The sequence below is a fragment of the Streptomyces sp. NPDC045026 genome (genome assembly GCF_056432625.1).
This window is the reverse complement of the sequence record NZ_JBWKIS010000004.1, coordinates 109,475-132,972: the sequence shown is the minus strand read 5'-3', so window position 1 is coordinate 132,972 and position 23,498 is coordinate 109,475. Positions and strand designations below refer to the sequence as shown.

27 protein-coding genes and 4 pseudogenes are annotated in these 23,498 nt (G+C 70.3%); 20 read left to right on the top strand and 11 right to left on the bottom strand.

The features are described from left to right. Positions 1 to 22: 22 nt before the first annotated feature. Genes AC07EJ_RS11205 through AC07EJ_RS11195 form a run of 3 tightly spaced genes read right to left on the bottom strand, consistent with a single transcriptional unit; the run spans position 23 to position 2,684 of the window. Positions 23 to 1,027 (bottom strand): mevalonate kinase family protein, encoded by a 1,005-nt coding sequence (locus AC07EJ_RS11205; RefSeq protein ID WP_389489793.1) that lies wholly within the window; start codon positions 1,025 to 1,027, stop codon positions 23 to 25. Beyond that, positions 1,024 to 1,518 carry an NUDIX domain-containing protein gene (locus AC07EJ_RS11200; protein ID WP_389489790.1) on the bottom strand — a complete coding sequence of 165 codons (495 nt, stop codon included), beginning with the start codon at positions 1,516 to 1,518 and terminating at the stop codon, positions 1,024 to 1,026. The genes AC07EJ_RS11205 and AC07EJ_RS11200 overlap by 4 nt, the downstream gene beginning before the upstream one ends. 50 nt (positions 1,519 to 1,568) lie before the next feature. Beyond that, positions 1,569 to 2,684: an NAD-dependent epimerase/dehydratase family protein gene (locus tag AC07EJ_RS11195; protein WP_389489787.1), complete on the bottom strand. Its 1,116-nt coding sequence runs from the start codon at positions 2,682 to 2,684 to the stop codon at positions 1,569 to 1,571. A gap of 227 nt (positions 2,685 to 2,911) precedes the next feature. Between AC07EJ_RS11195 and AC07EJ_RS11190 the strand changes: the two genes are divergently transcribed. The 5 genes from AC07EJ_RS11190 to AC07EJ_RS11170 all read left to right on the top strand — a co-directional run bounded on the left by AC07EJ_RS11190 (position 2,912) and on the right by AC07EJ_RS11170 (position 7,768). Beyond that, positions 2,912 to 4,651 carry a hypothetical protein gene (locus tag AC07EJ_RS11190; protein WP_389489784.1) on the top strand — a complete coding sequence of 580 codons (1,740 nt, stop codon included), beginning with the start codon at positions 2,912 to 2,914 and terminating at the stop codon, positions 4,649 to 4,651. 188 nt (positions 4,652 to 4,839) lie between these two features. Beyond that, positions 4,840 to 5,211: a hypothetical protein gene (locus AC07EJ_RS11185; protein WP_389489782.1), complete on the top strand. Its 372-nt coding sequence runs from the start codon at positions 4,840 to 4,842 to the stop codon at positions 5,209 to 5,211. Between the two features lie 11 nt (positions 5,212 to 5,222). After that, positions 5,223 to 6,806: a peptidoglycan-binding protein gene (locus AC07EJ_RS11180; RefSeq protein ID WP_389489780.1), complete on the top strand. Its 1,584-nt coding sequence runs from the start codon at positions 5,223 to 5,225 to the stop codon at positions 6,804 to 6,806. After that, positions 6,766 to 7,308 carry a protease inhibitor I42 family protein gene (locus tag AC07EJ_RS11175; protein ID WP_389489778.1) on the top strand — a complete coding sequence of 181 codons (543 nt, stop codon included), beginning with the start codon at positions 6,766 to 6,768 and terminating at the stop codon, positions 7,306 to 7,308. Before AC07EJ_RS11180 ends, AC07EJ_RS11175 begins: the two co-directional genes overlap by 41 nt. Before the next feature lie 46 nt (positions 7,309 to 7,354). After that, entirely contained in the window at positions 7,355 to 7,768 is a 414-nt protein-coding gene (locus tag AC07EJ_RS11170) for a hypothetical protein (RefSeq protein WP_478884092.1), read from the top strand. A 153-nt stretch (positions 7,769 to 7,921) separates the two neighbouring features. Here AC07EJ_RS11170 and AC07EJ_RS11165 read toward each other — a convergent pair whose 3' ends face one another. The 4 genes and pseudogenes from AC07EJ_RS11165 to AC07EJ_RS11150 form a co-directional block, all read right to left on the bottom strand. Continuing rightward, on the bottom strand, positions 7,922 to 8,539 hold the full coding sequence (locus AC07EJ_RS11165) for a hypothetical protein (RefSeq protein ID WP_478884091.1): 618 nt from the start codon (positions 8,537 to 8,539) through the stop codon (positions 7,922 to 7,924). A 162-nt stretch (positions 8,540 to 8,701) separates the two neighbouring features. Beyond that, positions 8,702 to 9,025, bottom strand: a complete 324-nt coding sequence (locus AC07EJ_RS11160) for a lactococcin 972 family bacteriocin (protein WP_389489771.1) — start codon at positions 9,023 to 9,025, stop codon at positions 8,702 to 8,704. Next, the gene (locus AC07EJ_RS11155; RefSeq protein ID WP_389489769.1) at positions 9,009 to 9,518 is read right to left on the bottom strand and encodes a transposase; all 510 of its coding nucleotides are present in this window, start codon (positions 9,516 to 9,518) and stop codon (positions 9,009 to 9,011) included. Before AC07EJ_RS11155 ends, AC07EJ_RS11160 begins: the two co-directional genes overlap by 17 nt. A gap of 67 nt (positions 9,519 to 9,585) precedes the next feature. After that, positions 9,586 to 9,780: pseudogene (locus tag AC07EJ_RS11150) on the bottom strand (transposase); the annotation flags it as partial. On the opposite strand from AC07EJ_RS11150, the gene AC07EJ_RS11145 reads away from it, so the two are divergent. Next, the gene (locus tag AC07EJ_RS11145) at positions 9,726 to 10,130 is read left to right on the top strand and encodes a DUF6000 family protein (protein ID WP_389489767.1); all 405 of its coding nucleotides are present in this window, start codon (positions 9,726 to 9,728) and stop codon (positions 10,128 to 10,130) included. The pseudogene AC07EJ_RS11150 and the gene AC07EJ_RS11145 overlap by 55 nt on opposite strands. 58 nt (positions 10,131 to 10,188) lie before the next feature. After that, positions 10,189 to 10,464 (top strand): hypothetical protein, encoded by a 276-nt coding sequence (locus tag AC07EJ_RS11140; RefSeq protein ID WP_389489765.1) that lies wholly within the window; start codon positions 10,189 to 10,191, stop codon positions 10,462 to 10,464. A gap of 334 nt (positions 10,465 to 10,798) precedes the next feature. Here AC07EJ_RS11140 and AC07EJ_RS11135 read toward each other — a convergent pair. Beyond that, positions 10,799 to 10,927 (bottom strand): annotated as a pseudogene (locus AC07EJ_RS11135) (IS5/IS1182 family transposase); the annotation flags it as partial. A gap of 109 nt (positions 10,928 to 11,036) precedes the next feature. Here AC07EJ_RS11135 and AC07EJ_RS11130 point away from each other — a divergent pair. The 5 genes and pseudogenes from AC07EJ_RS11130 to AC07EJ_RS11110 all read left to right on the top strand — a co-directional run bounded on the left by AC07EJ_RS11130 (position 11,037) and on the right by AC07EJ_RS11110 (position 12,868). Then, a complete protein-coding gene (locus tag AC07EJ_RS11130; protein ID WP_478884090.1) occupies positions 11,037 to 11,381 on the top strand; it encodes a VOC family protein in 345 nt (114 codons plus the stop codon). Between the two features lie 251 nt (positions 11,382 to 11,632). Next, a pseudogene (locus AC07EJ_RS11125) lies at positions 11,633 to 11,890 on the top strand (transposase family protein); the annotation flags it as partial. A 76-nt stretch (positions 11,891 to 11,966) separates the two neighbouring features. Continuing rightward, the gene (locus tag AC07EJ_RS11120; RefSeq protein WP_389491647.1) at positions 11,967 to 12,368 is read left to right on the top strand and encodes a VOC family protein; all 402 of its coding nucleotides are present in this window, start codon (positions 11,967 to 11,969) and stop codon (positions 12,366 to 12,368) included. Beyond that, positions 12,369 to 12,662, top strand: a pseudogene (locus AC07EJ_RS11115) (mycothiol transferase); the annotation flags it as partial. Further along, positions 12,611 to 12,868: a mycothiol transferase gene (locus AC07EJ_RS11110; RefSeq protein ID WP_389491646.1), complete on the top strand. Its 258-nt coding sequence runs from the start codon at positions 12,611 to 12,613 to the stop codon at positions 12,866 to 12,868. The pseudogene AC07EJ_RS11115 and the gene AC07EJ_RS11110, both read left to right, overlap by 52 nt. A gap of 59 nt (positions 12,869 to 12,927) precedes the next feature. On the opposite strand, the gene AC07EJ_RS11105 is transcribed toward AC07EJ_RS11110, so the two are convergent. Then, on the bottom strand, positions 12,928 to 13,179 hold the full coding sequence (locus AC07EJ_RS11105; protein ID WP_389484437.1) for a hypothetical protein: 252 nt from the start codon (positions 13,177 to 13,179) through the stop codon (positions 12,928 to 12,930). Positions 13,180 to 13,519: 340 nt separating this feature from the next. Here AC07EJ_RS11105 and panD point away from each other — a divergent pair, with 340 nt between their 5' ends. From panD to AC07EJ_RS11085, 4 genes are read left to right on the top strand one after another with little or no spacing between them, the layout of a single operon-like run. Next, positions 13,520 to 13,948, top strand: a complete 429-nt coding sequence (gene panD, locus AC07EJ_RS11100; RefSeq protein WP_389484439.1) for an aspartate 1-decarboxylase — start codon at positions 13,520 to 13,522, stop codon at positions 13,946 to 13,948. A 29-nt stretch (positions 13,949 to 13,977) separates the two neighbouring features. Continuing rightward, a complete protein-coding gene (locus tag AC07EJ_RS11095; protein WP_389484442.1) occupies positions 13,978 to 14,334 on the top strand; it encodes a GNAT family N-acetyltransferase in 357 nt (118 codons plus the stop codon). 4 nt (positions 14,335 to 14,338) lie between these two features. Then, entirely contained in the window at positions 14,339 to 14,989 is a 651-nt protein-coding gene (locus AC07EJ_RS11090; protein ID WP_389484444.1) for an aspartate/glutamate racemase family protein, read from the top strand. Positions 14,990 to 15,038: 49 nt separating this feature from the next. Beyond that, positions 15,039 to 15,497: a nitroreductase family deazaflavin-dependent oxidoreductase gene (locus AC07EJ_RS11085; protein ID WP_389484447.1), complete on the top strand. Its 459-nt coding sequence runs from the start codon at positions 15,039 to 15,041 to the stop codon at positions 15,495 to 15,497. A gap of 833 nt (positions 15,498 to 16,330) precedes the next feature. Here the strand turns inward: AC07EJ_RS11085 and gndA are convergent. Next, entirely contained in the window at positions 16,331 to 17,770 is a 1,440-nt protein-coding gene (gene gndA, locus AC07EJ_RS11080; protein WP_389484449.1) for an NADP-dependent phosphogluconate dehydrogenase, read from the bottom strand. Positions 17,771 to 17,939: 169 nt separating this feature from the next. Here gndA and AC07EJ_RS11075 point away from each other — a divergent pair, with 169 nt between their 5' ends. Then, positions 17,940 to 18,911 carry an acetylxylan esterase gene (locus AC07EJ_RS11075; RefSeq protein ID WP_389484451.1) on the top strand — a complete coding sequence of 324 codons (972 nt, stop codon included), beginning with the start codon at positions 17,940 to 17,942 and terminating at the stop codon, positions 18,909 to 18,911. A gap of 131 nt (positions 18,912 to 19,042) precedes the next feature. Further along, positions 19,043 to 20,263 (top strand): transglycosylase family protein, encoded by a 1,221-nt coding sequence (locus AC07EJ_RS11070; RefSeq protein WP_478884089.1) that lies wholly within the window; start codon positions 19,043 to 19,045, stop codon positions 20,261 to 20,263. Here the strand turns inward: AC07EJ_RS11070 and AC07EJ_RS11065 are convergent. Further along, a complete protein-coding gene (locus AC07EJ_RS11065; protein WP_478884088.1) occupies positions 20,253 to 21,305 on the bottom strand; it encodes a DMT family transporter in 1,053 nt (350 codons plus the stop codon). The two genes, AC07EJ_RS11070 and AC07EJ_RS11065, sit on opposite strands and share 11 nt — an antisense overlap. 221 nt (positions 21,306 to 21,526) lie before the next feature. Here AC07EJ_RS11065 and AC07EJ_RS11060 point away from each other — a divergent pair, with 221 nt between their 5' ends. Further along, the gene (locus tag AC07EJ_RS11060; RefSeq protein WP_478884087.1) at positions 21,527 to 22,261 is read left to right on the top strand and encodes a (2Fe-2S)-binding protein; all 735 of its coding nucleotides are present in this window, start codon (positions 21,527 to 21,529) and stop codon (positions 22,259 to 22,261) included. A 47-nt stretch (positions 22,262 to 22,308) separates the two neighbouring features. Continuing rightward, complete coding sequence (gene glgA / locus AC07EJ_RS11055) at positions 22,309 to 23,469, top strand: glycogen synthase (protein WP_478884086.1); 1,161 nt, start codon at positions 22,309 to 22,311, stop codon at positions 23,467 to 23,469. Positions 23,470 to 23,498 lie beyond the last annotated feature (29 nt).

Here is a 23,498-nt window from a genome sequence, read left to right as displayed (position 1 = left end):
CCCGGTCCAAGGCCGGAGTCCTTCAGGTCCTGCTCGGATACGTGCTCCGGCCCACGGCCCCGGTGCGGCCGGCCGTCCCCCGCCGCACCCCCGCCGAGGCCCTCGCGGGAATCACCCGGGCCCCGGGGTGGGTGCCGGCCAGGGCGCGCCGCAGGCGTTCCACCGTCTCCCGCTCCTCGGCCACCGGGCACACACCGACCAGCGCGCCCCCGCCCCCGGCCCCGCTCAGCTTCAGCGGAAGCCCGACGGAGCGCCGGGCCAGGCCGCGCAGCTCCTCGAGCAACGGCGTCGACATCCGCTGGCAGTCCCGCATGGCCTCGTGCGCCCGGCTCATGGCCGCGCCCAGCGCCTCGTGGTCGTGTGCCCGCAGCGCCTCCCACGCCGCCTCCGACGCCGCGTCCGTCCGCGCACGGTAGTCGGTCAACGCCGGGTCCCGGGTGGCCAGTTGAGCCCGGACGGAGCGGATGTGGTCACCGGTGTCCTTGCGGGTGCCGGAGTCCACCACGACCAGCGCCCAGTCCTCGGGGAACTCCAGGCGGTCCCGTACGGATGGCAGGCCGCTGGTGCGGCCCTGGAGCAGCAGCGCTCCGCCCTCCACGACGGCCAGATGGTCCATCCCGCCACCGTTGAAGACCGCGAACTCGAATTCGTACGCCCACTGGGCCAGCTGCTGTTCCGGCACTTCGGCGTCCGGCGCACCCACGTCGGCGAACGCCCGGAACAGCGCCACGATCAGCGCCGTCGACGACGACAGACCGCTGGCGCCGGGTGCGTCGCTGCGCACGGTCACGGCCGGCGGGCGTGGCGCGAGCGCGGGCAGCCGCTCGCGCAAGAATGCCCAGACCTCCTCCCGCCAGCCGCCCGCACCCCCGTCCTCGCCGGCCCGCGGGCCGGGCGGTCCGATCTCCACCGTGGTCATCAGGTCGAGCGCCACGCTCACCGACCGGCCGCCCAGCCAGTCCAGGTCCTCGCCGGACAGACACGCCCGGCAGGGCACCGACACCCGTACCGCCTCGCTGTCGCTCACCGGGCCTGGAACCTTCCCCCGGCACGGAACGCCTCGTACATGGACAGCACCACCCCGGTCGGCGGATGCAGCGGATGCGGAGGGTCCGTCAGTTCCCGGAACTGCGCGCGGAGTACCTCGTCGGGCCCGGGGGACAGGTCGCCCGACCACCGCCGTGTCACGAAGCAGAGCGCGAAGCAGTGGGTGATGTCTCCGTTGGGGTAGGTGAGCGTGTGCACCTCGGGATCGGAGAGGGAACCGAAGGCCACCAGGTCCGCGCGGTCGACGCGCAGTCCGGTCTCCTCCGCCACCTCCCGTACGGCCGCGTCCGCGAAGTCGCCGTCCGGCTCGCAGGCGCCGGCCGGCAGCTCCCACACCCCCGAGTCGGCCCGCTGCTGGAACAGTCCGCGCCCGGCCTCGTCGAGCAGCAGGACCTGCGCCCCGGGGACGAGCAGTGGCCTGCTCCCCACCAGCTGGCGCAGCGACCAGAGATGGGACCCGATGTAGCTCACGCGTGTGCCGCCTTCCGCGGTACCGAGAACGCCCGTCGCACGGAAGGCTGTCACGCGGCTGCCTCCGCGAGCCAACGCGGAACCGCGTGCGGCGTGGCGAGCAGCCACCGTACGTACCGGTCGACGCCCTCGGGGACACTGATCCGGGCCTGCCACCGCAGCAGTTCCCGGGCGCGCTCCACGCAGGCGTAACCGCCGAGGGGATCCCCTTCGGGCCGCGGCGTGGTCACACAGCGGGACTCCGGGAAGTACGGGGCGATCAGCTCGGCCACCTCGCGCACCGAAGTCGGCACGCCCGTACCCACGTTGACGGTCTGCTCGGCCATCTGCTCCTCGATCAGGGCGAGGGCCGTGGCCTCGGCGACATCGTCGACGTGGACCAGGTCGCGGACCTGGACGCCGCCGCCGTTGAGGTGCATCGGCTTGCCCAGCCGGGCATGGATCGCGAGCCAGGGCACCATCCACGAGTGGCTGCCGGGCTTGGGGATCTGGGGGTCGCCGTAGACGGAGAAGTACCGCACCACCGCGTACTCGGTCCCGGACGAGGCGGCGAGCATCAGCCTGGTCTGGTGCTCAGCCCACAGCTTGGAGTTCGCGTACACCGACAGCGGGAACAGGCTCTGGTCCTCGAGGAACCGCTGCGGCCCCTCGGCATCGGGCACGCCGTCGCCGTACACCGACGCCGACGACACCAGCACCAGCCGGCGCACCCGGGACGCGGCTGCCTGCTCCAGCACCACTTGGGTGCCCTCCACGTTGGCCCGGAAGGCGATGTCGGGGTGGCGCGTGCATGCGGCGACGTCGGCGTAGGCGGCGGCGTGCACCACGTAGTCGGCGTCCTTCAGGAGTCCGCCGACCACGGCACGGTCGCGGATGTCACCGACCACCAGGCGCGCACCGGTCTTCGCGACACCGAACAGCTCGTGGGCGGCCTCCGGGTAGGCGTCCATGCGGTCGAGGGCGGTGACGTGCGCCCCCGCCCGGTGCAGCAGGGCCACCAGCCGGCTGCCCACCAGACCCCCGCCACCTGTGACGACGACGACCGCGTCACGCAGCTTCGCGAGCCGGGACAGGATGGTCTCCTCGGCGACGGTTCCTGCTCCGTTCGTCACGTTCGTCACGTTAGGGACGTTCGGGACGGTCGGCAGGTTGGATAACTCGGGCATGCGTACCTCTTCCGGGTTCAGTGACATTCGGATGGGTGACGTGTGCTCAGGTGTGTGAGGAAAGCATCGGGGCCTTCCGGCCACCGGTGCCAGAGTGCCTTTTTGGCACTCTTGCGGCCCCCCGACGCCCGCCGTACTGTCCGGATCCGGCCGCCGCACACCGGTGCGCGGCGGATCCCGGACCAGGCGGAGGACGAGTGACGCGTTACCGGTTGAGCGGTGTCGTGATGACCCACCCGAAGCGCCTGGAAGCCGCGGAGAGACTGGCCGCGACAGCGCCCCCGGGCGCGTTACGGGTCGTCATGGACCCAGACCCCACAGGCACCCCTTCCGCGCTGCGGACCGCACTGGCTGCCTGGTCCTCGATCGAGGACGGGGCCACTCACCAGCTGGTCGTACAGGACGACATGGTGCTGTCCGAATCCTTCTTCCGGCGGGCGGGGCTCGCCATCGAGGAGATGCCGGACGCGGCACTCGCACTGTTCGCTCTCTGGGACTCGCGCAACGGATCCGCGGTCCGCTTCGGCGCCCTGACAGGAGCGCGCTGGGTCGGGGCCGTCAACGAGCACTTCCCGTGCGTGGCCATCATCCTGCCCCGACGGGTCGCCGAAGGTTTCGTGGAGTACGGCCGGAACCGCCTGGGTGGCTGGCCCGACGACATCCTGATGCAGCGGTATCTGACAGACCGTGGCGTCGCTCGCTACGTGTCCGTGCCGAGCCTCGCCGAACACGCGGACCGCGGCAGCATCTCCGGCAACTCCTTCCGAGGACCGCGCAGATCCGTGTGCTTCCTGCCGTCGGACCCGGCCGGTGACGAGGGTGCGCGGCTGACCGCGCCGGATGTGATCCCGTTCTTCAAAAGGGGCGTCGCGCAGTGCGCGGTACGCGTCAGTGGGCCGGGACCGCGGCGCTGGCTGCACCTCGGCTGCGAGCAGTACCTCGAAGGCGCCGGGGTACCGGCCGCGTGGCTCCGGCAGGCGCCGCCGAGCACGGCCGGTGGCGCGGAACAGGAGGCCGTGCGCGGCACCTGGCTCACGGCCTTCGCCATGGGACTGGTGCAGCGGAAGGCCGCACTTGGCCACGACCCGGACCGCCCCGGCGGCACACCCGACCCGGCCGTGGTGGCGGAGGCCCTGGCGACCATCGGTCCGGGCGGCATCAGCCACACGAGCACCGAGGCGCAGATCGAGGAGCGCCGGGCCGAGCTCGCCCGCATCGCCCGTGCGGGCATCGAGGCCGGCCGGGAAGCTGCCGAGCGTCTCTCCCGACCGTCGGCACGCCGTCCCCCGGACCGGGTCCGGCGGCGCGTCGCAGTGCGGGGAGCGGCGACGCCCCTGGGCGAGCACGTGCTGCGCGGTCTGGCCGACCGGGGCCATCACGTGACGCAGGCCGGGCCACTCAGGGTTGACGACACCCGCTTCGATGCCGTGGTGGACCTGAGCAGCCTCAGCCGGAGCGCGGAGGGGGAGTACGCGCACTTGTCCGTGTGCGTGCGGACGGCCGGTGACGGTACGCCGCTGCCGGCCGCCGCCACGTACACCGTGTGGGCGGGCGACCTGTACGGCCCCGGCTGCTCCAGGCACACGCCGATCGGCCGCATGGTGTGGAGCGCGCTGCGCAGCCACCATGTAGTCGTCGCCGACGGCCCGGAGTCTTCGCTCCACCCGCTCCATGTGAACGACCTCGTCGACGCCCTGTCGCTGGTGCTGACCACACCACCGCCCGCGCACGTCATCGCTCTGCCGGATCCGGAGCCCCGCACGGCCGACGACATGGCACGGGCCGTGTGCCAAGCCGTGCGGCCCGTACCGGTCGAGACTCCGGCCACGGCGACCGCCGTGCCGCGCCGGCCGTTGCCTCCGGGCGTGCGTCCGGCCGGATGGTCGCCCGCGACCGGCCTCGACCGCGGACTGCACGGCTTCGCCCAGTGGCTGGCCTACGAGGGGATCCTGCTCCAGGAGATCTGAGCCCCCTGTGCTTCGCGGCCCGCTACGGCGAGTTGCCACCGATCGCCTGGGCCGGGCCGAGCGCCCAGGCGTGCCGTGGGCGGGTGATGTGGAGGAGGTGTGCATGGCGGACGACGCGTGATTCTTCATATATGCGGTGCGTGTTAGCCTGCCCGCGGTCGCGATCGCATGCATACGGGGGAGGCGCGATGGGCTCGGATGGCTACCAGGTCAAGGCAGGTATGACCGGCCAGGCCCAGCAACTCGACGACGCCGGCACGGAGATGGACGGCGTCAGCTCGGCCGTCAAGTCCCGCACGAGTTATTCGTACGGCGATGTCGGCGGCGATGACGCCGCGTCGGCGCTGAACGCGTTCGTCAAGGCGTGGGAGGCGGAGGCCAAGACACTGGCGTCGGCGTTGCACGAGCTGGGTGGCAAGGTGCAGTTGGCCAAGAAGACCTACCACGGCACCGACGGCCTGGTGAAGACGCACGCGGACAGCGTCCCCGTCACAGGCTCGAGCAGCCTCACCGACACATCGACGCAGGGCGGGCGCACCTCGGCCCTGTCGGGCTACTGAGGAACGGGCCGGTGTCTTTCTTCTTCTCTCCCCTCAACTCCCCTTCCTTCCGCCTCGCGTGGCTCGCCGGGCTGTCCAAGAAGATGCTCGGTGCCGGAAGCAAGAACGAGGTCCTCGACCTGATCGACGACGCCCTCTCGGTGCCCGAACCGGGCGGCGACCAGGGCGTGTTGGAAGGCCTGGCAAGTCTCTACCGCGGCCAGCTCGACCCGGTCGGCGATGTCTTCGACCGGGTCGACCGGGTGGGCCGCAAGGGTCTTCCGGAGGTGTGGGTCGGCGACACGAGCGTCCTCGCCTCGGACGTGGTGAACGCCGCCGGGCGGTCCGCGACCCAGATGAGCGAGGCGTTCCAGGGTTGCGCGACGGTGCTCCTGACGCTGGCCGACGCGATCGGCGCCGCGCAGCGCAAGGACGAGCAGGGCCGCGGTCAGCTGCTGGAGCAGAAGAAGACGCTCGGCGGCAAGGACGGCTTCTTCGACGACCTGCACGAGAACGACGAGGAGGAGTGGGACCGCAAGAACGCCGCCCACTTCGGCTCCTACGCGGTCGACCTGATGCACGCCGCCGTCTCCGACGCGCAGGAGGCCACCCGCGTCGCGGCCCGGGACCTGAACAAGTGGGCCGCCGAGGCACGGGCCGGGAAGATGCAGACCAGCGAACTCACCGCCGTCGACAAGCTGATGCTCGCCGACACCGGAGTCGCGGGCGCCGACACCGAGCTGAACGAGATCCTCACGCCCAGCGACCTGGCGCGCGCGTCGACGCGGATGGACCTGCTGAATCTCGACGACGAGACGGCCATGGAGCGGATGCTGTCGAAGTCGGACACCCCGCAGGAACGCGCCTACCTGATGAAGGCCTTGGCCGCCGGCCACAGCGTCGCCGAGATCGAGACGTTCCAGAACAAGATCCACGGCAAGGACGCCGGCTGGATGCGCCGGCACCTCACTCCGGTGGTCACCGCCACGGACAGCATGGACGACGAGGGCCTGGCGTCGGACGGGTCGAACAACAACAAGGACTACGCCACGTTCGACGGCCAGCTGTGGATCCAGGGCGGCGACGGCTCCGAGGGCACCTGCGTGGCCTCCTCCACCGTCACCTCCCGCGCCGTGGTCGACCCGATGTACGCGCTCGACCTCACCGGCGGCCCCGACGGGCAGCAGGACGACCCCGAGGCCTTCAAGCAGCGCCTGGTGGCCGAACAGCACCGGCTGCACACCGAAGGCGACGGCGGCAAGAACTGGGGTGGCATGGGGCAGGAGGGGCAGGAACGGATCAACGACACCGCCGTCGGCAGTGCCACCGGCAACGACTACCAGCGCCAGGACCTGAACAGCGCCGACGACCGCAGGGCGGTCCTCACCGAAGTCGAGAAATCGGTGGCGGAGGGACGGCCGGTGCCTGTCGACGTCTCGGGCAAGGAGGGCGCTCACGCGATGACCATCATCGCCCAGGAAGGTGACAAGCTTCAGGTGTACAACCCCTGGGGCTCGACGACCTGGGTCAGCGAGGACGACTTCATCAACGGCCACATGGGCAAGGCATCCAGCAGTGATCTCCCCAACGCGTACAGCGTCTATCTTCCGCGGTAGCAGGGGCGGTGCCGCGATCGCGGCGGCCGCGCTCCTCGCTCTCGCCACGGGCTGCGGCTCGGGCACCGACGAACCGGCCGGCGGCTCCACGAGCACCGCGGGCCGCCCGACGAGCCACCCGGTGAAGGACACCAGCATCACCGCCGAGCCGGGCGAGCGCTTCACGCTCACCGTCGACCAGAACGCCTCCACTCGCGAGTATTGGTACCTGGTCGACCCCGAGCCCGACAGCTCGGTGCTGGTCAGCCGCGGCCAGGACACCGCGTCGGACTCCGGCGACACGCCTGTGCCCGGTGCCGGCGGCCGGCTCACCTTCACCTTCGAGGCCAAGGGCAAGGGGACCACCCGGTTCACGCTGCTGCACTGCACGTTCACCACCTGCCAGGGCAACACCTCCAGCCGGCCCCCCGAGACAACCGGACCCTCCGCCACCCCGACCACGGGGGCGGCCACTCCCTCCCCGGCCCCCGAGCGCATCACCTACACCGTCACCGTCGACTGAGCCGCAGTGGACCAGTCAGATGAGACGAGACACCCGAGGCCCCGACATGAACGATGACGCCCCGTACCCGCCCGACCGCACGGACGACGAGCTGGCCCAGCTCGACATCACCGTCCTGCTGCGTTACGGCCTCACCGCCGAGGCCGGCACCCGGCGCACCGCCCTGTTCGGCGACGGCGCCGCGGCCGCAGCCGTCATCCTCGACCGTCTCGGCACCGAGCCGCGCTCGGTCGCCTTCCTCGCCGACACCGTGCGCGCCGGCGGACTCGCCCGCGCCGCGGAGCTGCCCGAGCCCCTGCCCCGCCGGGAGGCGGCCGTCCTCGTACGGGAGTGGCTGCAGGCCGGCACCGAACTCGTGGGCGGGATCGCCGCCGACGACACCGCGGCCGCCTGGCTGCACGCCGTCGCGACCATCATCGAACTGAAGCAGCTGACCAGGGCGCGGGGCCGGACTACGTGATCTGAGTAGCCGAGAGGACAACCGGCAGCATCCCGGGCTCGTGGAACCCGGCGCACCCGCAGCGTCATGCGACGGCCCGCCTCACACGGCGTGGGGACATTGCGGGCGAACCGTCGAGCCGGTCAGCAGCCGAACCCCACTGAACTATCGAGGCTAGACGGGCTCGTTGGCGTCGATGGCATGATGCGTGTCGCCGCCCGCCGGCGTGCGGCGATTCCGCACGAAAGTCCGGACGGCGCGGCCGATAAGGGCCAGCACGATTGCGGCGGAGGCGTACTGGACGGTGGTCCAGGTGGCAATGACAACGGAGCCTTGCCCGTCTGCCTCGGCGCGGAGGCGCATGTTCGTCTCGAAGAAGGCGACCAAGGGGACGGAGATTCGGCACAGGAGGCCGAAGGTGTCAGGCCGTCGGGCAAGGTGGCCCACGAGGCCCATCGGCATGCCGAGAATCAAAGCGAAGAGCACCCAGAGAACAATGCCCGAGGAAAATCCTTCACCAACGGTGCCGTGAGTTCCCGGTGGAACGTTTGGGTAAAGGTGCTTGACTGTGTAATACGCCACGACGGCGACCGTTAGCCCCGCAAAGGACAGTAGGGCGGCCATTCTTTTGGCGCGGCAGAAATAGCCCACCAAGAATGCGTAGCAGGCCCAGGGCCATCCACCGGAGAAGATGAGGCTCAGGGCAACGCAGAAGCTGGTGTCTCCCTTGCCGGCGGCGGGGCCGATGAGGCCAAGGAGTAGCCCGGTCCCGAGAGATGCCGCGATCGGCATGACGCAGGTGCGCAGAAGGCTGGCGATTTCAGACCCTCATTCCGTGGGGGCTCGATACCGAGGAGCGCGACGCGCGGTCGCTCATGGGCCGTATCTCCACGGTCCATGCGCGACCACCCTTGATCCGGTCAACGGTCCCCGCTGGAACGGATCATTGAGCCACTAATACTTGGTGGCGTAGTACGTCTTGCAGGTGTACGCGGCGCCCGTGGTGCGGTGGGCGTTGGACGTCGAGCCCTTGGATACCCATCCACTGGAAACCGTCCCATTGGCGATGTTCACCGAAGACTTGTGGGTCTTCGTCTGGTGATCGTAGTTCGAGTAACAGTACTTGTCGGTTGCGGCAGCCCCGGTGAGGTACCAGCCGTAGCACCACTTGCCGCCACTGTCCGGGTTGGTGCACGCCTCGACCTGCGGGCGGATGACCGAGGGCCCCATCTCGAACTCCGCCACACCCCACTTCTCCGGCTCAGGCAGCTGACGCACGCATGAGCACGGCACGGCACGGCCCGGCCTGTAAAGCCATCGTGAGCGTCGTGCAACCGCCACCAACCGTAAGCGGATCCGCCCTCGGAGAGACCCGTCCGATCGTGTTGCTGACACGGACTCGGCGGCGCGACCCGAGGACGAGCTCCAGCCGTAAGAACCGGCTTGCACCGAGCGTTGTCAGAGGCATCGGGCACACTGCGCCCAGTTCACGGCGCACAGCGCATGAGTCGTACGCCTTGTCGCCCAGGACGGACTCGGGTCGCCTTCGTGGGTGGCCGGTCCGTCCGGCGACGGGTGGGATGTCGTCGACCAGGTTGAGGGTTTGGGTGATGTCATTGACGTCGGCGGCAGTTGTGATGACCCGGAGCGGGGTGGTGCCGCACCCGTCGCAGATCAAGTGGTGTTTGCTGCCGGTCTTCCGCCGGTCGACCGGCGGAAGACCGGTTGCGGCACCCCCTTTGTCGCGCGGACGCGAGAGCCGTCCACGCACGCGCGCGCGTCCAGTCGGGCTCGCCGGCCGTGTGCAGTTCGGCTGGCAGGAGGCGGTGCAGCTGCTCGAAGACTCCGGCCTTCTGCCAGCGGTCCAGGCGTCGCCAACAGGTCTGTCCGGAGCCGAACCCGAGTTCCAGCGGCAGGAGTTGCCAGGCGATGTCCTGAGACAAGACGTACAAGATGCCCTGCAGGCACAACCGGTCTGGTGCCGGTTTCGGCCCTGGTGACCGCTCGGGCCAGGGCGGTAGCAGCGGTTCGATCCGTGCCCAGAGGCGGAGGCCGCTACCGCGGGGCTTTCTGCATCGCTCTTGCCACCTTCGGCACCACCGCGGACGTCGATCTGGTCTGCAGATACCTTGATCGCTACTTGCCTCAACCCGACCTTGTCCGGGACCAGACCGAGGTTCTCAGCACACTGCTTCACCTCGATGCCGTCCTTGGGACCGAGCGAGCCCCATACCTTGCCGCCGGTGGCCTGTGGCAGCAGTGGACCGATGCCACGCCGAACATGGTGCGGGATCCGCAGGAGTACCGAAAGGTCGTGGACCAGCTCTGTTCCTTCGCGAGCGAGTGCGCTGAACTCCTTGCCAGAATGGAAACCAGGCGCTGAGCCTTCCGACCTGACCGCTGGACGCCGACAGCTTGGGCCTCCTCGGTAGAGTCTGGCAATGACTGGAAACCACGGCCGCTGGCCAACGACCGACCAGGATGGTGGCATCGAGGACGTGACACTCCTCATCCTGGAATGGCTGGGTGAGCAGGGCGTGAACGCCATGATCAGGGTGGACGCCGAGAGAGTGGCCGACAACGCGCCGGCGTGGACGTTCGCCGCCAGTGGGGGTCCCTTGGCGCATGGCATGCGCGCTGACGGGAGGACTGTGCAGCAATGCATGTCCACAGCCCTGTCCCAGCTGCGCGAGGCCGGGCTGTCGGTTCCGTTTTAATCTTCGTCTTCGCTCGCCTCTGGCTTCGATCATGACGTTGGTCTCGGCGTCCCAGCAGTTCCTCCGGACCGGCTGAAGCCCGGCATTCCGAGCTGGACCGCAGCCGGCTTTCTCTCGGCCAGTGCGTCGACCTGGGCGAGCTTGTCTTCGGTGCCGGCCAAGCTGACCCGGAGTCCTTCGACCTCGCCGAGCCGGCCCTCGTGTTCGGCTTCGGCGATGCGGGCGACGAGGTTGTCGCGGATCTCCTCCGACCGGCCGCGATGGGCCGGGTCCGGCCGGAGGAGCGAGCAACGAATGCAAGCGTGTTCATGAACACAAGGAGCCTTTTCCAATCTCAGTCTGAGCTGGCCAGATGGAGGGTGAGGACGGCATGGACGAGGCTCGTGATCCGGGTCGTCGAGCAGCGCAGTTTGCGCAGGAGCCGCCAGGAATTGAGGGTGGCGATGGCTTGTTCGACCAGCGCCAACGGCGCCTGGCCTCAACTTCACTGTGGAGAACCGGGCTATCTCCTCCGATGAGTTTCGGTCACGGGAGTGGTCCACCTTCCGAAACGACCCTGAGGAGTGATCCGAGTGGACCTGTACAGCGTCATGTGCGTGAGTGACCGGATCAAGGCACTGGAGTGGTTCGAGGTGTTCTTCGGGCACCCAGCGGACGAGATCATCGGCGAGGAGTACCTGTGGCGGGTCGGTGAGAACGCGTGGGTCGTCGTTGACGATCGAGACGTGCGCGCTGAGCGAGTAGGCGGAGCCATGATCACGCTCGGCGTGCACGACCTCGACGACATCCTGGCCCGACTCGCCGCACACGGGATCGACCACGAACCGGTCGAGACCTACAGCAACGGCGTACGCCACGTCGTCGTGCTGGATCCCGACGGGAACAGCCTCTCGCTCGCCGAGGCACCCACCCCATGAACCTCTTTCAACCTGCGCGGTGCTGGATCACACTGCATCTGACCTGCCCGAATTGAGGTTGGAAGACACTCAAGGGCTTGAAAGGCACGAGCGCAGGTGTCGATGGAGACCTTGCGCTTCTCGAAGTGCGCGAGGAAGGCGTCCCATTCCTCCTCGGTGGGCGTCCGATACTCATCGCTGGGGCGGGTGGCCCGGCGACGGGCGATGAAGGCGCGATGGGCCTCGATAGTCTCGGCCGGGTAGATCGCCGCAACACGATGACGATCGCCGACGGCGGCTACCCGGGAACCGGGCTCGTGATGCCTCACCGCCGCCGCAAGGGCGAGGAACTGCCCGACTGGAAACAAGCTCACAACAAGTCCCACAAGCAAGTCCGCGCCCGCGTCCAGCACTCCTTTGCGCGCATGAAGACCTACAAGATCCTGCGTGACTGCCGCCTGCGCGGTGACGGCGTCCACCACGCCATGCTCGGCATCGCACGCCTGCACCACCTCGCACTCGCCGGGTAGCACCATTCCCGTCGCGAGAAGATCGATCGATCCGACCTCTGTACGGAGCTCTCCCGCTCGTAGATCCTCTGTAGCTGTGACAGACACGACGAGCACCCCCTCATGGCCCACAGGCATCAGCGCGATCACCTTGTTCGTCGACGACTTGGACGCCACAAAACGGTTCTACCGGGAGGTCTTCGGACTGCCGGTGGCCTTCGAGAATGACAACTCGGCTGTCTTCGAATTCGGCAACACCATCATCAACCTGCTGAAGACCACCGCAGCGCCCGAGCTCATCGAACCCGCTCGCGTTGCCCAGGCTGACGCCGGTTCCCGCCTCCAACTCACCCTGCCCGTGGACGATGTGGACGCGATGTGCAAGGAACTGACCGCCCGCGGCGTGACACTGCTCAATGGCCCCGTGGACCGGCCCTGGGGAATACGGACCGCCAGCTTCCGCGATCCCGGCGGCCACATCTGGGAAATCGCCAAGTGACTGCGGTGCCGGACCTCAGAGATCCGGACACTCCTGTCGTTCCTGCACGGGCAGCGCCGCCACGTTCTCGGCATACTCGACGGTCTGGACGCGGATGCCCTGCGCCAGCTCGTGCTGCCATCGGGATGGAACTGCCTCGGCCTCGTCCAGCATCTCGTCCTCGACGTTGAGCAGTTCTGGTTCCGTGCGGTGGTAGTCGGCGAGGTAGATGTCATCAAGTCTCTGGGCGACGGCGGCGACGCATGGCAGGTGGGGCCAGATGCTCCGACCGCCGCGGTCCTCGACCGATACCGCGCGGAGACCGACCTCGCAGACACCATCACCGCGACCGCTGCGGACACTCCCTGGCCTGGTGGCCCCACCACCTCTTCGGCGAGCCACACCTGCACACCCTTCGAGACATCTTGCTGCACGTCATCACCGAGACTGCGTGCCATGCCGGCCAACTCGATGCGGCACGAGAACTCCTCGACGGCCGACGACGGATGGTCCTGACCTAAAGCAGCCCGGCAGGTGTGCCACCAAGGCCAGATGTAGATCACGAAGGGCCTGAACAGCCTTACGGGACAGCCCTTGGCAGGAGCCGTTCGCTGTCGGCCTTGGACGGGGCGACCTGCAGCAGTGGCACGACTTCGCCGGTGCTGGGGAGCCGGTATTCGGTAATGCTGTGGTGGGTCAGCTCCAGAAGCTCCTCGTTGCGAATGCCGGTCAGACGTAGGACCTCGATCGCGGCGAAGGCCCAGAAGGCTTCGGTCTCCTCGTAGGTGAGGTTCCGCCGCCGTCCGGTCGAGGTCTCCTCAGCCCAGGTCAAGTGCCCGGCGGCCTTTGGGCGCGACGGCTCTGCGCAGGCTCCGGCGGTGTCGGGGGGTTGAGCAGCGGCCCAGATCCGGCATCGCGGTGCAGGTCGTGAAACCTGCGACGTCCGTCGGAGGGTGCTGAGTAGGATTGTGCAGTCGTTGCGGTGGGTCCGGAGAGTGGGCGAAGCCCCTTGCGGTGACCTGGCGATGCGTCAGGGGAGTCGGCAATCAGTCAGCATGAATCCTGAAAAAACCTGGGGAACGCTGTTCGAACATGCGACTCGCTGTAGGGTATGAAAACAGCCCTTGACCTGCAAAAACGCAGGCAGGGAGCCTATGCCCAGGAGTATCCCGATGATGCGTACCATGTTCAAGTCCAAGATCCATCGCGCCACCGTCACCCAGGCCGACCTGCACTACGTCGGGTCCGTCACCATCGACCGTGACCTCCTCGACGCCGCCGATCTGCTGCCCGGCGAGCTCGTCCACATCGTCGACATCGACAACGGCGCCCGTCTCGAGACCTACGTCATCGAGGGGGAGCGGGGGAGCGGTGTCATCGGGATCAACGGGGCCGCGGCCCACCTCGTGCATCCCGGGGACCTCGTGATCATCATCAGTTACGCTCAGGTCGACGACGCCGAGGCGCGTGCGCTGCGGCCCAAGGTCGTGCACGTGGACCGGGAGAACCGGATCGTGGCCCTGGGCGCCGACCCGTCCGAGCCCGTTCCCGGCGGGGACACGGAGCGCAGCCCCCAGGCCGTGGCAGCCACCACCGGCTGACCGGCCGGCCGCAGACGCGAGGAGAGCCCATGAGCGACATCGAGATCCGCGACGAACGGGACAAGGGCCTCCTCGTGGCCCGCACGGTGGGAGAGCCCGAAGGCGCCGCCCTCGGGTACATCCAGTACTTCGTCATCGACGCGCCCGAGAGGGCCCTCGTGCCCGTGCACACCATCGTGGAGCCGGAGCACGAGGGCCGGGGCATCGCAGGATCCATGGCACGCGAGCTCTACGCCATCGCCGCCCGCGAAGGCATCGCCGTCGCGCCCCTGTGCCCGTTCGTCGTGCAGTGGGCCGCCCGCCACCCCGGAGAGGCGCCCGTCGCCCCGCCCGAGCTGATGGACGCCGCGGGGCGCGCGCTCGCCGACGCCCCGGCCAAGTGGTGACCGCGTGAACCTCGCTCTCCTGCACACCTCCCCGGTCCACGTCCCCGTCTTCGACGCCCTGCGCGACACCGACCACCCTGGCCTCGCCCTGCGCCACCTCGTGGACGAGAGCCTGCTCGAACGAGCCAGGACCGCCGGGCCCGAATCCGTCGCGGACGACGTGCGCGCGCTGCTCGCATCAGCCGTGGCCGACGGGGCGGGCGCCGTGCTCTGCACCTGCTCGACCATCGGCGGGGTCGCCGAGGCCCAGTCGGCCACCGTCGGCGTCCCCGTCCTGCGGGTGGACCGGCCGATGGCCGTCGCCGCGGTCGAAGCCGGGCGGGCCGTCGCCGTGGTCGCCGCCCTGGAGAGCACCCTCGCCCCGACCGTTGCCCTGGTCGAGGAGGAGGCCGCCCGCGCCGGCCGCGCCGTGGACGTGACCACGGTGCTGGTCGCCGGCGCCTGGGAGCGTTTCGAAGCCGGGGACCGGGACGGCTACCGGGACCTCGTCGCCGCCGCCGTGGACGGGCTCACCGACGCCGACGTCGTCGTGCTCGCCCAGGCCTCCATGGCGCCCGCAGCCGGCCGGACCACCACGACGGTTCCCGTCCTCTCCAGCCCTCGCCCCGGCCTGCGCGCGGCGGCGGACAACACGGCCTACGCTGAGCCGAGTTGAACCGCGTTGAACCGAGTGAGATCGGCTTGAGCTGAACGAGGAGAGCCAGATGCCCCAGGACGAGACCGGCACGGACGTCGTGATCAGCCCCACGGGATGGGTCGCCGAGCAGGCCCGCCTCTACGAGGAGTCCGGCGGCACGGAAGGCACCACGATTCCGGGCCCGATGAGCGCGCCCTGCCTGCTGCTCGACTACCAGGGGCGCCGCTCCGGGCAGTGGCGCCGCACGGTTCTGATCTACGACCGCGACGGCGACGACTACCTGATCGTCGCCTCGAAGGGCGGTGCCGACCAGCACCCCGAGTGGTACCTGAACCTGGAGGCCAACCCGGACGTGCGGCTGCGCGTCGGAACGGAGCGGTTCACGGCCCGCGCCGAGACGCTCTCCCCGGAGGAAAAGGCCAGGGTGTGGCCCCACCTCGTGGAGATCTTCGCCCCGTACGCGGACTACCAGAAGAAGACCGAGCGGGACATTCCCGTCGTACGCCTCACCCGTACCAAGGGCTGAGAGGCGGCCGGGGCGGTGTGTGGACCCGGCGCGCGTGGGCACGCGTGCCGGGAGACAGTGGCAGGGACCGGCTCACGCCCCGCCGGAGCGCGGCCGGCCTCCGACCCTCCTGGAGGAATCGATGACGCATCCCTTCCCCGATCCCGTCACCCCGCCCACCCCGGGGCCCGACGTCCCGGATCCCGGGCCGTTCCCGGCCCCGATCCCGACGCCTCCGTCACCCGGCCCAGGACCGGGTCCCACGCCGCAGCCCCCGCCTCCGCCGCCGACCCCGGGCCCGCCGAACCCCGACCCGCAGCCGACGCCGCCCGAGCCGGAGCCTTCACCCATGTAGCGGCACGGGCAGGCGCGCGCAGGTGCGCCGCGACCTGGACCCATGCGCGCGTGCCGTGACTTGCACCCATGCACGTGCCGGGAACCGGCGAGGGGGCCGTGTCCGGGTGTGCCCGACGCGCAGGCCTGCACGCTCCGGCGCCGCGATCTGCACCCATGTGTGCGTGCCGCGACTTGGCCCTATGTATGGGCCATGAACCGGCCACAGGCCCTTGCCCGTGCCCAGGTGCGCCCGTGCCCAGGTGCGCCCGTGCCCAGGTGCGCCCGACGCCCAGGTGCGCCCGACGCCCAGGTGCGCCCGACGCCCAGGTGCGCCCGACGCCCAGGTGCGCCCGACGCCCAGCCCCGCACGCCCCCCACGCAGGGCCGAGCGCCCAGCGACCCGGCCGCCCGCCAGGGGCTGTCCGGCGGGGCGGTGAGGTTGTCGTGCACCGTGGGCCTCGGTCGGTCGGTGCAGGCGTGCCAGGTCCCGCGACCGCGTCATGATGTGCCGGACAGGCCTACGCCGACACCTCGGACCGGTCGCCGCCCCACAGTGTGTGGAACGCCCCCTCGCGGTCCGTGCGGCGATACGTGTGGGCGCCGAAGAAGTCCCGCTGGCCCTGCGTGAGCGCGGCCGGCAGGCGGTCGGCGCGCAGTGCGTCGTAGTACGCGAGTGCGGCGGCGAAGCCGGGCGCCGGGACGCCCTCGACCGTCGCGGCGACCAGGACGGCGCGCCAGTCGTCCTGCGCCGCGCCGATCTCCTGCGCGAACTGCTTGTCCGCGAGGAGGCTCGGCAGGTCGGGCCGGGCGTCGTACGCGGCGGTGATCCGGTCCAGGAACGCGGCCCGGATGATGCAGCCGCCGCGCCAGATCGAGGCGACGGCGCCCAGGTCGATGTCCCAGCCGTACGCCTCGCTGCCCGCCGTGATCTCGTGGAAGCCCTGCGTGTACGACACGATCTTCGACGCGTACAGGGCCTGTTCGACCCGGTCGGCGAAGGCCGCGGCCTCCGGCTCGCTCAGCGCGGTCGGCGTCGGGCCCGCCAGGTCCTTGGAGGCGGCCCGCAGATCCGCGTGGCCGGACAGCGAGCGCGCGAAGACGGCCTCCGCGATGCCCGACACCGGGACGCCCAGGTCGAGGGCGATCTGCACGGTCCAGCGCCCCGTGCCCTTCTGCTCCGCCTCGTCGACGACGACGTCCACGAAGGGCTTGCCCGTCGCCGCGTCCACGTGTGACAGGACCTCGGCCGTGATCTCGATCAGATACGAGTCGAGCCGGCCGGTGTTCCACTTGCGGAAGATGTCGGCGATCTGGGCGGGGGAGTAGCCCGCCACGTCACGCAGGAGCTGGTAGGCCTCGCCGATGAGCTGCATGTCGGCGTACTCGATGCCGTTGTGGACCATCTTCACGAAGTGGCCGGCGCCGTCCGGGCCGACGTGGGTCACGCACGGGGCGCCGTCCTTGGCCTTCGCCGAGACCTTCTCCAGCATCGGGCCGAGCGCCGCGTACGACTCCTTGCTGCCGCCCGGCATGATGCTCGGCCCGTTCAGGGCGCCCTCCTCGCCGCCGGAGACGCCCGTGCCGACGAAGTGGATGCCGCGCTCGCGCAGTTCGCGCTCGCGGCGCCGGGTGTCCGCGAAGTGCGCGTTGCCGCCGTCGACGATCATGTCGCCGGGCTCCAGGAGCGGCGCGAACTCCTGGATCACCGCGTCTGTGGGGTCCCCGGCCTTCACCATGATCACCAGGCGGCGCGGCCGTTCGAGCGCGGCCACGAACTCCTCCGCCGTGTCGGTGGGGACGAACTCGCCCTCCGCGCCGAACTCCGCGACGAGGTCGTGCGTGCGGGACGCGGTGCGGTTGTGCAGGGCGACCGTGTAGCCGTTCCGGGCGAAGTTCCGGGCGAGGTTGCGCCCCATGACAGCGAGCCCCGTGACACCGATCTGGGCTGACTTGCTCATGCCTGTCACTCCTGAAGTAGGGAGGTGATCGTTCTTGTTCATTTGTAGCGCGGCGAGGCGTACGGTGACGCTGCGACGCTCTCTTCGAGCCTGCGGACTCACTACGGACATCTCTACGGAAGTCTCTGCGGACGTCTCTACGGATGTCTCTACGGACAAGGAGTCGCCCGTGCCTCACTTCGACCTGCCGCTCGACGAACTGCGGTCCTACCGGCCGACGTTGACGCGGCCCGAGGACTTCGACGCTTTCTGGGAAAAGACCCTGGCCGAGGCGCGGGAGCACGACCTCGGCGCACACTTCGTGCCGGTCGACGTGCCGCTGGCCGCGGTCGACGTATTCGATGTTACGTACGCCGGGTTCGGCGGGCATCCGGTCAAGGGCTGGCTCGTGCTGCCGGCGGGGACGGCCGAGCCGCTGCCTGCCGTCGTCGAGTACATCGGCTACGGGGGCGGGCGCGGCCTGCCCCACACGAACCTGATGTGGGCCGCGGCCGGTTTCGCGCACTTCGTCATGGACACCCGTGGTCAGGGCTCGGGCGGCAGGGTGGGCGACACCCCCGACCCGGTCGGCAGCGGACCCGCGCACTCGGGCTTCATGACGCGTGGCATCGAGGAGCCGCACGAGTATTTCTACCGGCGCGTCTTCACCGACGCCGTGCGCGCGGTCGAGGCGGCCCGTTCGCACCCCCTGGTCGACGCGTCGCGCGTCGCCGCGCTCGGCGGCAGCCAGGGCGGCGGCATCACGATCGCGGTCGCCGGACTCGTGCCCGACCTCGTCGCCATCGCGCCCGACGTGCCGTTCCTGTGCCAGTTCCCCCGTGCGGCCACCCTCACCGATCGCCACCCGTACCGCGAGATAGCCCTGTATCTGAAGGCGCACATCGGTGCCGACGAGCAGGTCTTCCGTACGCTGTCGTACTTCGACGGCGTGCACTTCGCGGCACGCGGCACCGCGCCCGCCCTCTTCTCGGTGGCGCTGGAGGACGAGACCTGCCCGCCCTCCACGGTCTTCGCCGCGTTCAACTCCTATGCCGGGCAGGACAAGACGATCAAGGTGTACAGCTTCAACGACCACGAGGGCGGCGGGCCCTTCCAGCAGGCCGCCCAACTCGACTGGCTGCCGGGCAAGTTGCGCGGCTGATACGCGAACTACGCCTGGACAAAGCCCCCTTGACCCCTCTTGGCTCCTCGTGTCACCCCTGTGCGGGTCTTGTCATGAGTGTGTCGGAGCGGCAAACTTGCCGCTTCTGACGTGTGTCTGAGGGGGCTTCCATGGCCGTACGCGGTCGGCATCGCCGGTATCAGCCGAACCGGATCAACCGGGCGTCGCTCACCGTCACGGCGGGCAGCGCGGGCATCGCGATCCCTCTCATCGGCGCGGGCGTGGCGCACGCGGCCGACGCCGACACCTGGAGCAAGGTCGCGGCCTGCGAGTCGAGCGGCAACTGGAGCATCAACTCCGGCAACGGCTACTTCGGCGGCCTCCAGTTCACGCAGTCCACGTGGGAGGCCTACGGCGGCACCGCCTACGCCGCTCGCGCCGACCGCGCGACCAGGAGCCAGCAGATCGCCGTCGCCGAGAAGGTCCTCGACGGGCAGGGTCCCGGCGCCTGGCCGGCCTGCTCGGCCCGCGCCGGCCTCACCCGTGGCGCGGACACTCCGGGACCGCACACCGAAACCGTCGGGCAGAAGCCCCAGCGGACGGTCAAGGACGTCAAGCCCGAAGTCACGCCGCAGTCGACGGCGGGCACGGCCCGGATGTACACGGTGGTCGGCGGCGACACCCTCTCCGCCATCGCCGATGCCCGCGAAGTTCCGGGCGGCTGGCGGAAGTTGTACGAGACGAACCGCCGCACCATAGGCTCCGACCCCGACCTCATCCTGCCGGGGCAGCGCCTCGCCCTGCACCCGTCGGCGAAGCCGCGCGACCCGGTCGCCCCGCAGAAGCGCGAACGGCAGGCCGAGAAGCCCACCGAGAAGCACGAGAAGACCGACAGGAAGAGCGACCAGAAACGGGACACCGCCCCCGCGAAGAAGACCGGCACGGCCACCGCCGCCCGGCCGCGGACCGAGAGGCCGGCCGTCTCCCAGGACGTCATCGCCCCCGTCTCGGCGAGCCTCAGCACTCCGTACCGCGCGGCGGGATCCTCCTGGTCGAAGGGCTACCACACGGGCGTCGACTTCGCCGTGTCCACCGGCACGACCGTGAAGGCCATCGCCGCGGGGCACGTCGTCTCCGCGGGCTGGGGCGGCTCGTACGGGTACGAGGTCGTGATCCGGCACGCCGACGGCAAGTACAGCCAGTACGGCCATCTCTCGGCGCTCAGCGTGAAGGCGGGTCAGCGGGTCGTGGCCGGTCAGCGCATCGCGCGCTCCGGTTCCACGGGCAACAGCACGGGCCCGCATCTGCACTTCGAGGTGCGGACGGGGCCCGGCTTCGGTTCCGACGTGGACCCGCTGGCGTATCTGCGGGCGCACGGCGTCAGGATCTGATGCGCTCGTCGCGCTCGTCGCGCTCGTCGCGGGGGCTGTACCACTCGTCGTAGCGGCCGCCCTCGTCCTTCGCGGGGCCACGCGAGTCGGCGTCCCGCACGGGCGCCTCGACGCGCCGCGTCAGCGGCTCGCCGTCGGTGATCGCGCGCGGTGACGTGGGCACGGGCTGGGCGGGCAGCGCCGCGACGACCGGCTCGGCGGCCGCCTTGCGCGATCCGCTGATCCGCTCCGTCGTCAGCAGGATCAGGCCGCCCGCGGCGACGACACCGCACGCGAGGGCAAGGACGGTGCCCGCCGTGCCGTATCGGAACGTTTCGCCGAAGAGCGTGAGACCAACTGCCGCCGCGACCACCGGGTTCACGACGGTCACCGTGGCGAGCGGAGCCGCGAGGCCCGCGCCGCGGTACGAGGCCTGGGACAGGAGCATGCCGGAGGTGGCGAGCGCCGCTATCACCAGGAAGCTGGAGAACTCGGTGAGCGCCCCGTCCTCCGTCCACTCCACCGCCACGGACTTGGTGAACACGGAAGCGATGCCGAACGCGACCCCGGCCGCGCCCGCGAGCAGGACGCTGCGCACCACGGGGTGGCGGTGCACGGCGTGCGCGAGCGTCATCAGGGCGAGGACCGCACCGACCGTCACGAAGGCGACCATCAGCCGCTCCGTGCCTTCGAGGGACTGCTCGGACGCCGACCCCGTGAGGGAGAGCAGACCGGCGAGACCCACCGTGGCCATGATCGCGCCACGCCAGGCGGTGGCCCCGGCCTTGCGGTGCACGAAGAGCGCCGCCATCGGCAGCGCGAACACGATCGTCAGCGCGCCCAGGGGCTGCACCAGGCTCAGCGGCCCGTACGCCAGGGCCGCCACGTGCAGGAGTGCTCCCAGACCGTTGAGCGCGACCGCGCACCACCACACCGGGCGGCGCAGCGGCGCGTAAGCGTGCTCGGGCGTGGACACCGCGACGCGTTCCTGGAGGATCGCGCCGCCCGCGTACGCCACCGCGGAGACGAGGGAGAGCAGCACAGCCGGCGTGAGTGCACTCATCGGCCGCTCCTCACTGTGCGGCGGCGCATCCCGTGGTGCGGCCAACGGTCGGTTTCCATGCCTCTACGATCTCTCTTTCCGGCGTTCACGTCGTCGTACCTGAGCACGCATTGGGTCCTACTGCCGATGGAGTACGACCCGCCCCGGGGCCTCCACCCGATGGGGGACACGGGATGCACCCCACCCGTGACCTGCGGACGCCTACTTGCTGTACTGGGGCCGTGACAGTCCACATCGACCTGCGCGAACTCGGCTCCCTCGGCGGATTCTTCGCTCTGCATGAAGCGACGGAAGCGGAGAATGATCTATCTACGCTGGAGTGTGCCTATCAGGTCGGTGCCACGGCCCGCGACCCTCTCGCGTACCGCGTCGCCAAGGTCGCGCGGGCACTCTCCGTGCCCGAACCGCGCGTCGCGGTGTCCGTGGCCCAACTCGGCCTCGCGGCCCGCCTCTGGTCGGTGGCGCTCGGCAGCGCCGCCCTCTACGGGCACGTACCCGACCTCGACCCCGCGCTGCTGCGCTGGAACCCCGACGCCAGTGCGCCCAGCGACCTGTTCCTCGCCGGCACGGGGCAGCTACCCGCCGACAGCGCGCACCTCGCGGAGCTCGTGCTGGGCCGCCACCTGGAACCGCTGTCGGCCGCCCTGCGCGCCCGCTACCGCGTCTCGGCTCCGCTGCTGCGCGGCAACGCGGGGTCCGCGCTCGCCGGCGCCGCCCGCGAGACCAGCCGCTGGGCGCGCCGCGCCGGGCGCCCCGACGTCGCCGCCCGCGCCCGCCTCCTGACCACGGAACTCTTCGCGGACCCCCGCCTCGCCGCGACCGGCACCCGCACCGGCACCGCCTTCCGCCGCACGAGCTGCTGCCTCATCTACCGAGCCCCCGGCGGCGGCCTCTGCGGCGACTGCTGCTTCGAGCGGCCGCCGCAGCACTCTTCCCCACCGGCCGCTTCTGGGTGACCATGAAGGTGCGCGGCCGGGCACGCTACGGACGACGGGGGTGCTGCATGAGAGTTGGGCTGCTGACCCGGGAGTACCCGCCGGACGTCTACGGCGGCGCGGGCGTCCATGTCGAGTTCCTCGCACGGGAGTTACGCCCCCTCGTCGACCTCGACGTGCACACGTGGGGCGAGGGCGGTGCCGAGGGGCTGCGGCGCCACCGCGCGTGGCAGGCGCTCGACGGGGCGAACGACGCACTGCGGACCTTCTCCGTGGACCTGTCCATCGCCGCCGCGCTCGAAGGCCGTGAACTCGTCCACTCCCACACCTGGTACGCCAACCTCGCGGGCCACATGGGCAAGTTGCTCCACGGCATCCCGCACGTCGTGACCGCGCACTCGCTCGAACCCCTGCGCCCCTGGAAGGCCGAGCAACTCGGCGGCGGATACGCCCTGTCGAGCTGGGCCGAACGCACCGCCGTCGAGACGGCCGACGCGGTCATCGCCGTCTCGGGCGCCATGCGCGACGACATCCTGGCCTCCTACCCGGCGATCGACCCGGCGAAGGTCCGCGTCGTCCACAACGGCATCGACTCCGCCCTCTACCGCCCCGACCCCGCCACGGACGTCCTCGCCCGCATCGGCATCGACCAGGACCGCCCGTACGTCGTCTTCGTCGGACGCATCACACGGCAGAAGGGCGTGCCCCATCTCCTCAGGGCCGCAAAGGAGTTGGCCCCGTCTGTACAGCTGGTTCTGTGTGCCGGAGCACCCGACACCCCGGTCATCGGGCGTGAATTCCGCACCCTCGTGGACGAGTTGCGCGCGCTGCGGGACGGCGTCCACTGGATCCCGCAGATGCTGCCCCGTACTGACGTGGTCCAACTCCTCACCCATGCACGGGCGTTCGTCTGCCCTTCGGTGTACGAGCCCCTCGGCATCGTGAACCTGGAGGCGATGGCGTGCGGCACCGCCGTCGTGGCCTCCGACGTCGGCGGCATCCCCGAGGTCGTCGCCGACGGGGCGACCGGCCTCCTCGTGCCCTACGAGGAGCGTGACCCCCAGGCGTTCGAGAGCGGGCTCGCGCAGGCCCTGAACCGGCTGGTGGCCGGCCCCGGCGAGGCGGCCCGCATGGGCGCCGCCGGCCAGGCGCGCGCCCGGCGCGAGTTCGGCTGGGACACCGTGGCCCGGCGCACGGTCGACGTGTACGACGAGATCCTCAAGGCGTAGCGGACCGTGAAGGCGTAGCGGACCGTCGG

Bases quoted from the DNA above. Each gene is read 5' to 3' on its own strand.
- gndA (WP_389484449.1), bottom strand. From the start codon at position 17,770: ATGAGCAAGTCAGCCCAGATCGGTGTCACGGGGCTCGCTGTCATGGGG.
- AC07EJ_RS11185 (WP_389489782.1), top strand. From the start codon at position 4,840: ATGGGCTCGGATGGCTACCAGGTCAAGGCAGGTATGACCGGCCAGGCC.
- AC07EJ_RS11070 (WP_478884089.1), top strand. From the start codon at position 19,043: ATGGCCGTACGCGGTCGGCATCGCCGGTATCAGCCGAACCGGATCAAC.
- AC07EJ_RS11095 (WP_389484442.1), top strand. From the start codon at position 13,978: ATGAGCGACATCGAGATCCGCGACGAACGGGACAAGGGCCTCCTCGTG.
- AC07EJ_RS11170 (WP_478884092.1), top strand. From the start codon at position 7,355: ATGAACGATGACGCCCCGTACCCGCCCGACCGCACGGACGACGAGCTG.
- AC07EJ_RS11110 (WP_389491646.1), top strand. From the start codon at position 12,611: ATGGCAGGTGGGGCCAGATGCTCCGACCGCCGCGGTCCTCGACCGATA.
- AC07EJ_RS11140 (WP_389489765.1), top strand. From the start codon at position 10,189: ATGACTGGAAACCACGGCCGCTGGCCAACGACCGACCAGGATGGTGGC.
- AC07EJ_RS11165 (WP_478884091.1), bottom strand. From the start codon at position 8,539: ATGCCGATCGCGGCATCTCTCGGGACCGGGCTACTCCTTGGCCTCATC.
- AC07EJ_RS11085 (WP_389484447.1), top strand. From the start codon at position 15,039: ATGCCCCAGGACGAGACCGGCACGGACGTCGTGATCAGCCCCACGGGA.
- panD (WP_389484439.1), top strand. From the start codon at position 13,520: ATGATGCGTACCATGTTCAAGTCCAAGATCCATCGCGCCACCGTCACC.
- AC07EJ_RS11065 (WP_478884088.1), bottom strand. From the start codon at position 21,305: ATGAGTGCACTCACGCCGGCTGTGCTGCTCTCCCTCGTCTCCGCGGTG.
- AC07EJ_RS11195 (WP_389489787.1), bottom strand. From the start codon at position 2,684: ATGCCCGAGTTATCCAACCTGCCGACCGTCCCGAACGTCCCTAACGTG.
- AC07EJ_RS11190 (WP_389489784.1), top strand. From the start codon at position 2,912: ATGACCCACCCGAAGCGCCTGGAAGCCGCGGAGAGACTGGCCGCGACA.
- glgA (WP_478884086.1), top strand. From the start codon at position 22,309: ATGAGAGTTGGGCTGCTGACCCGGGAGTACCCGCCGGACGTCTACGGC.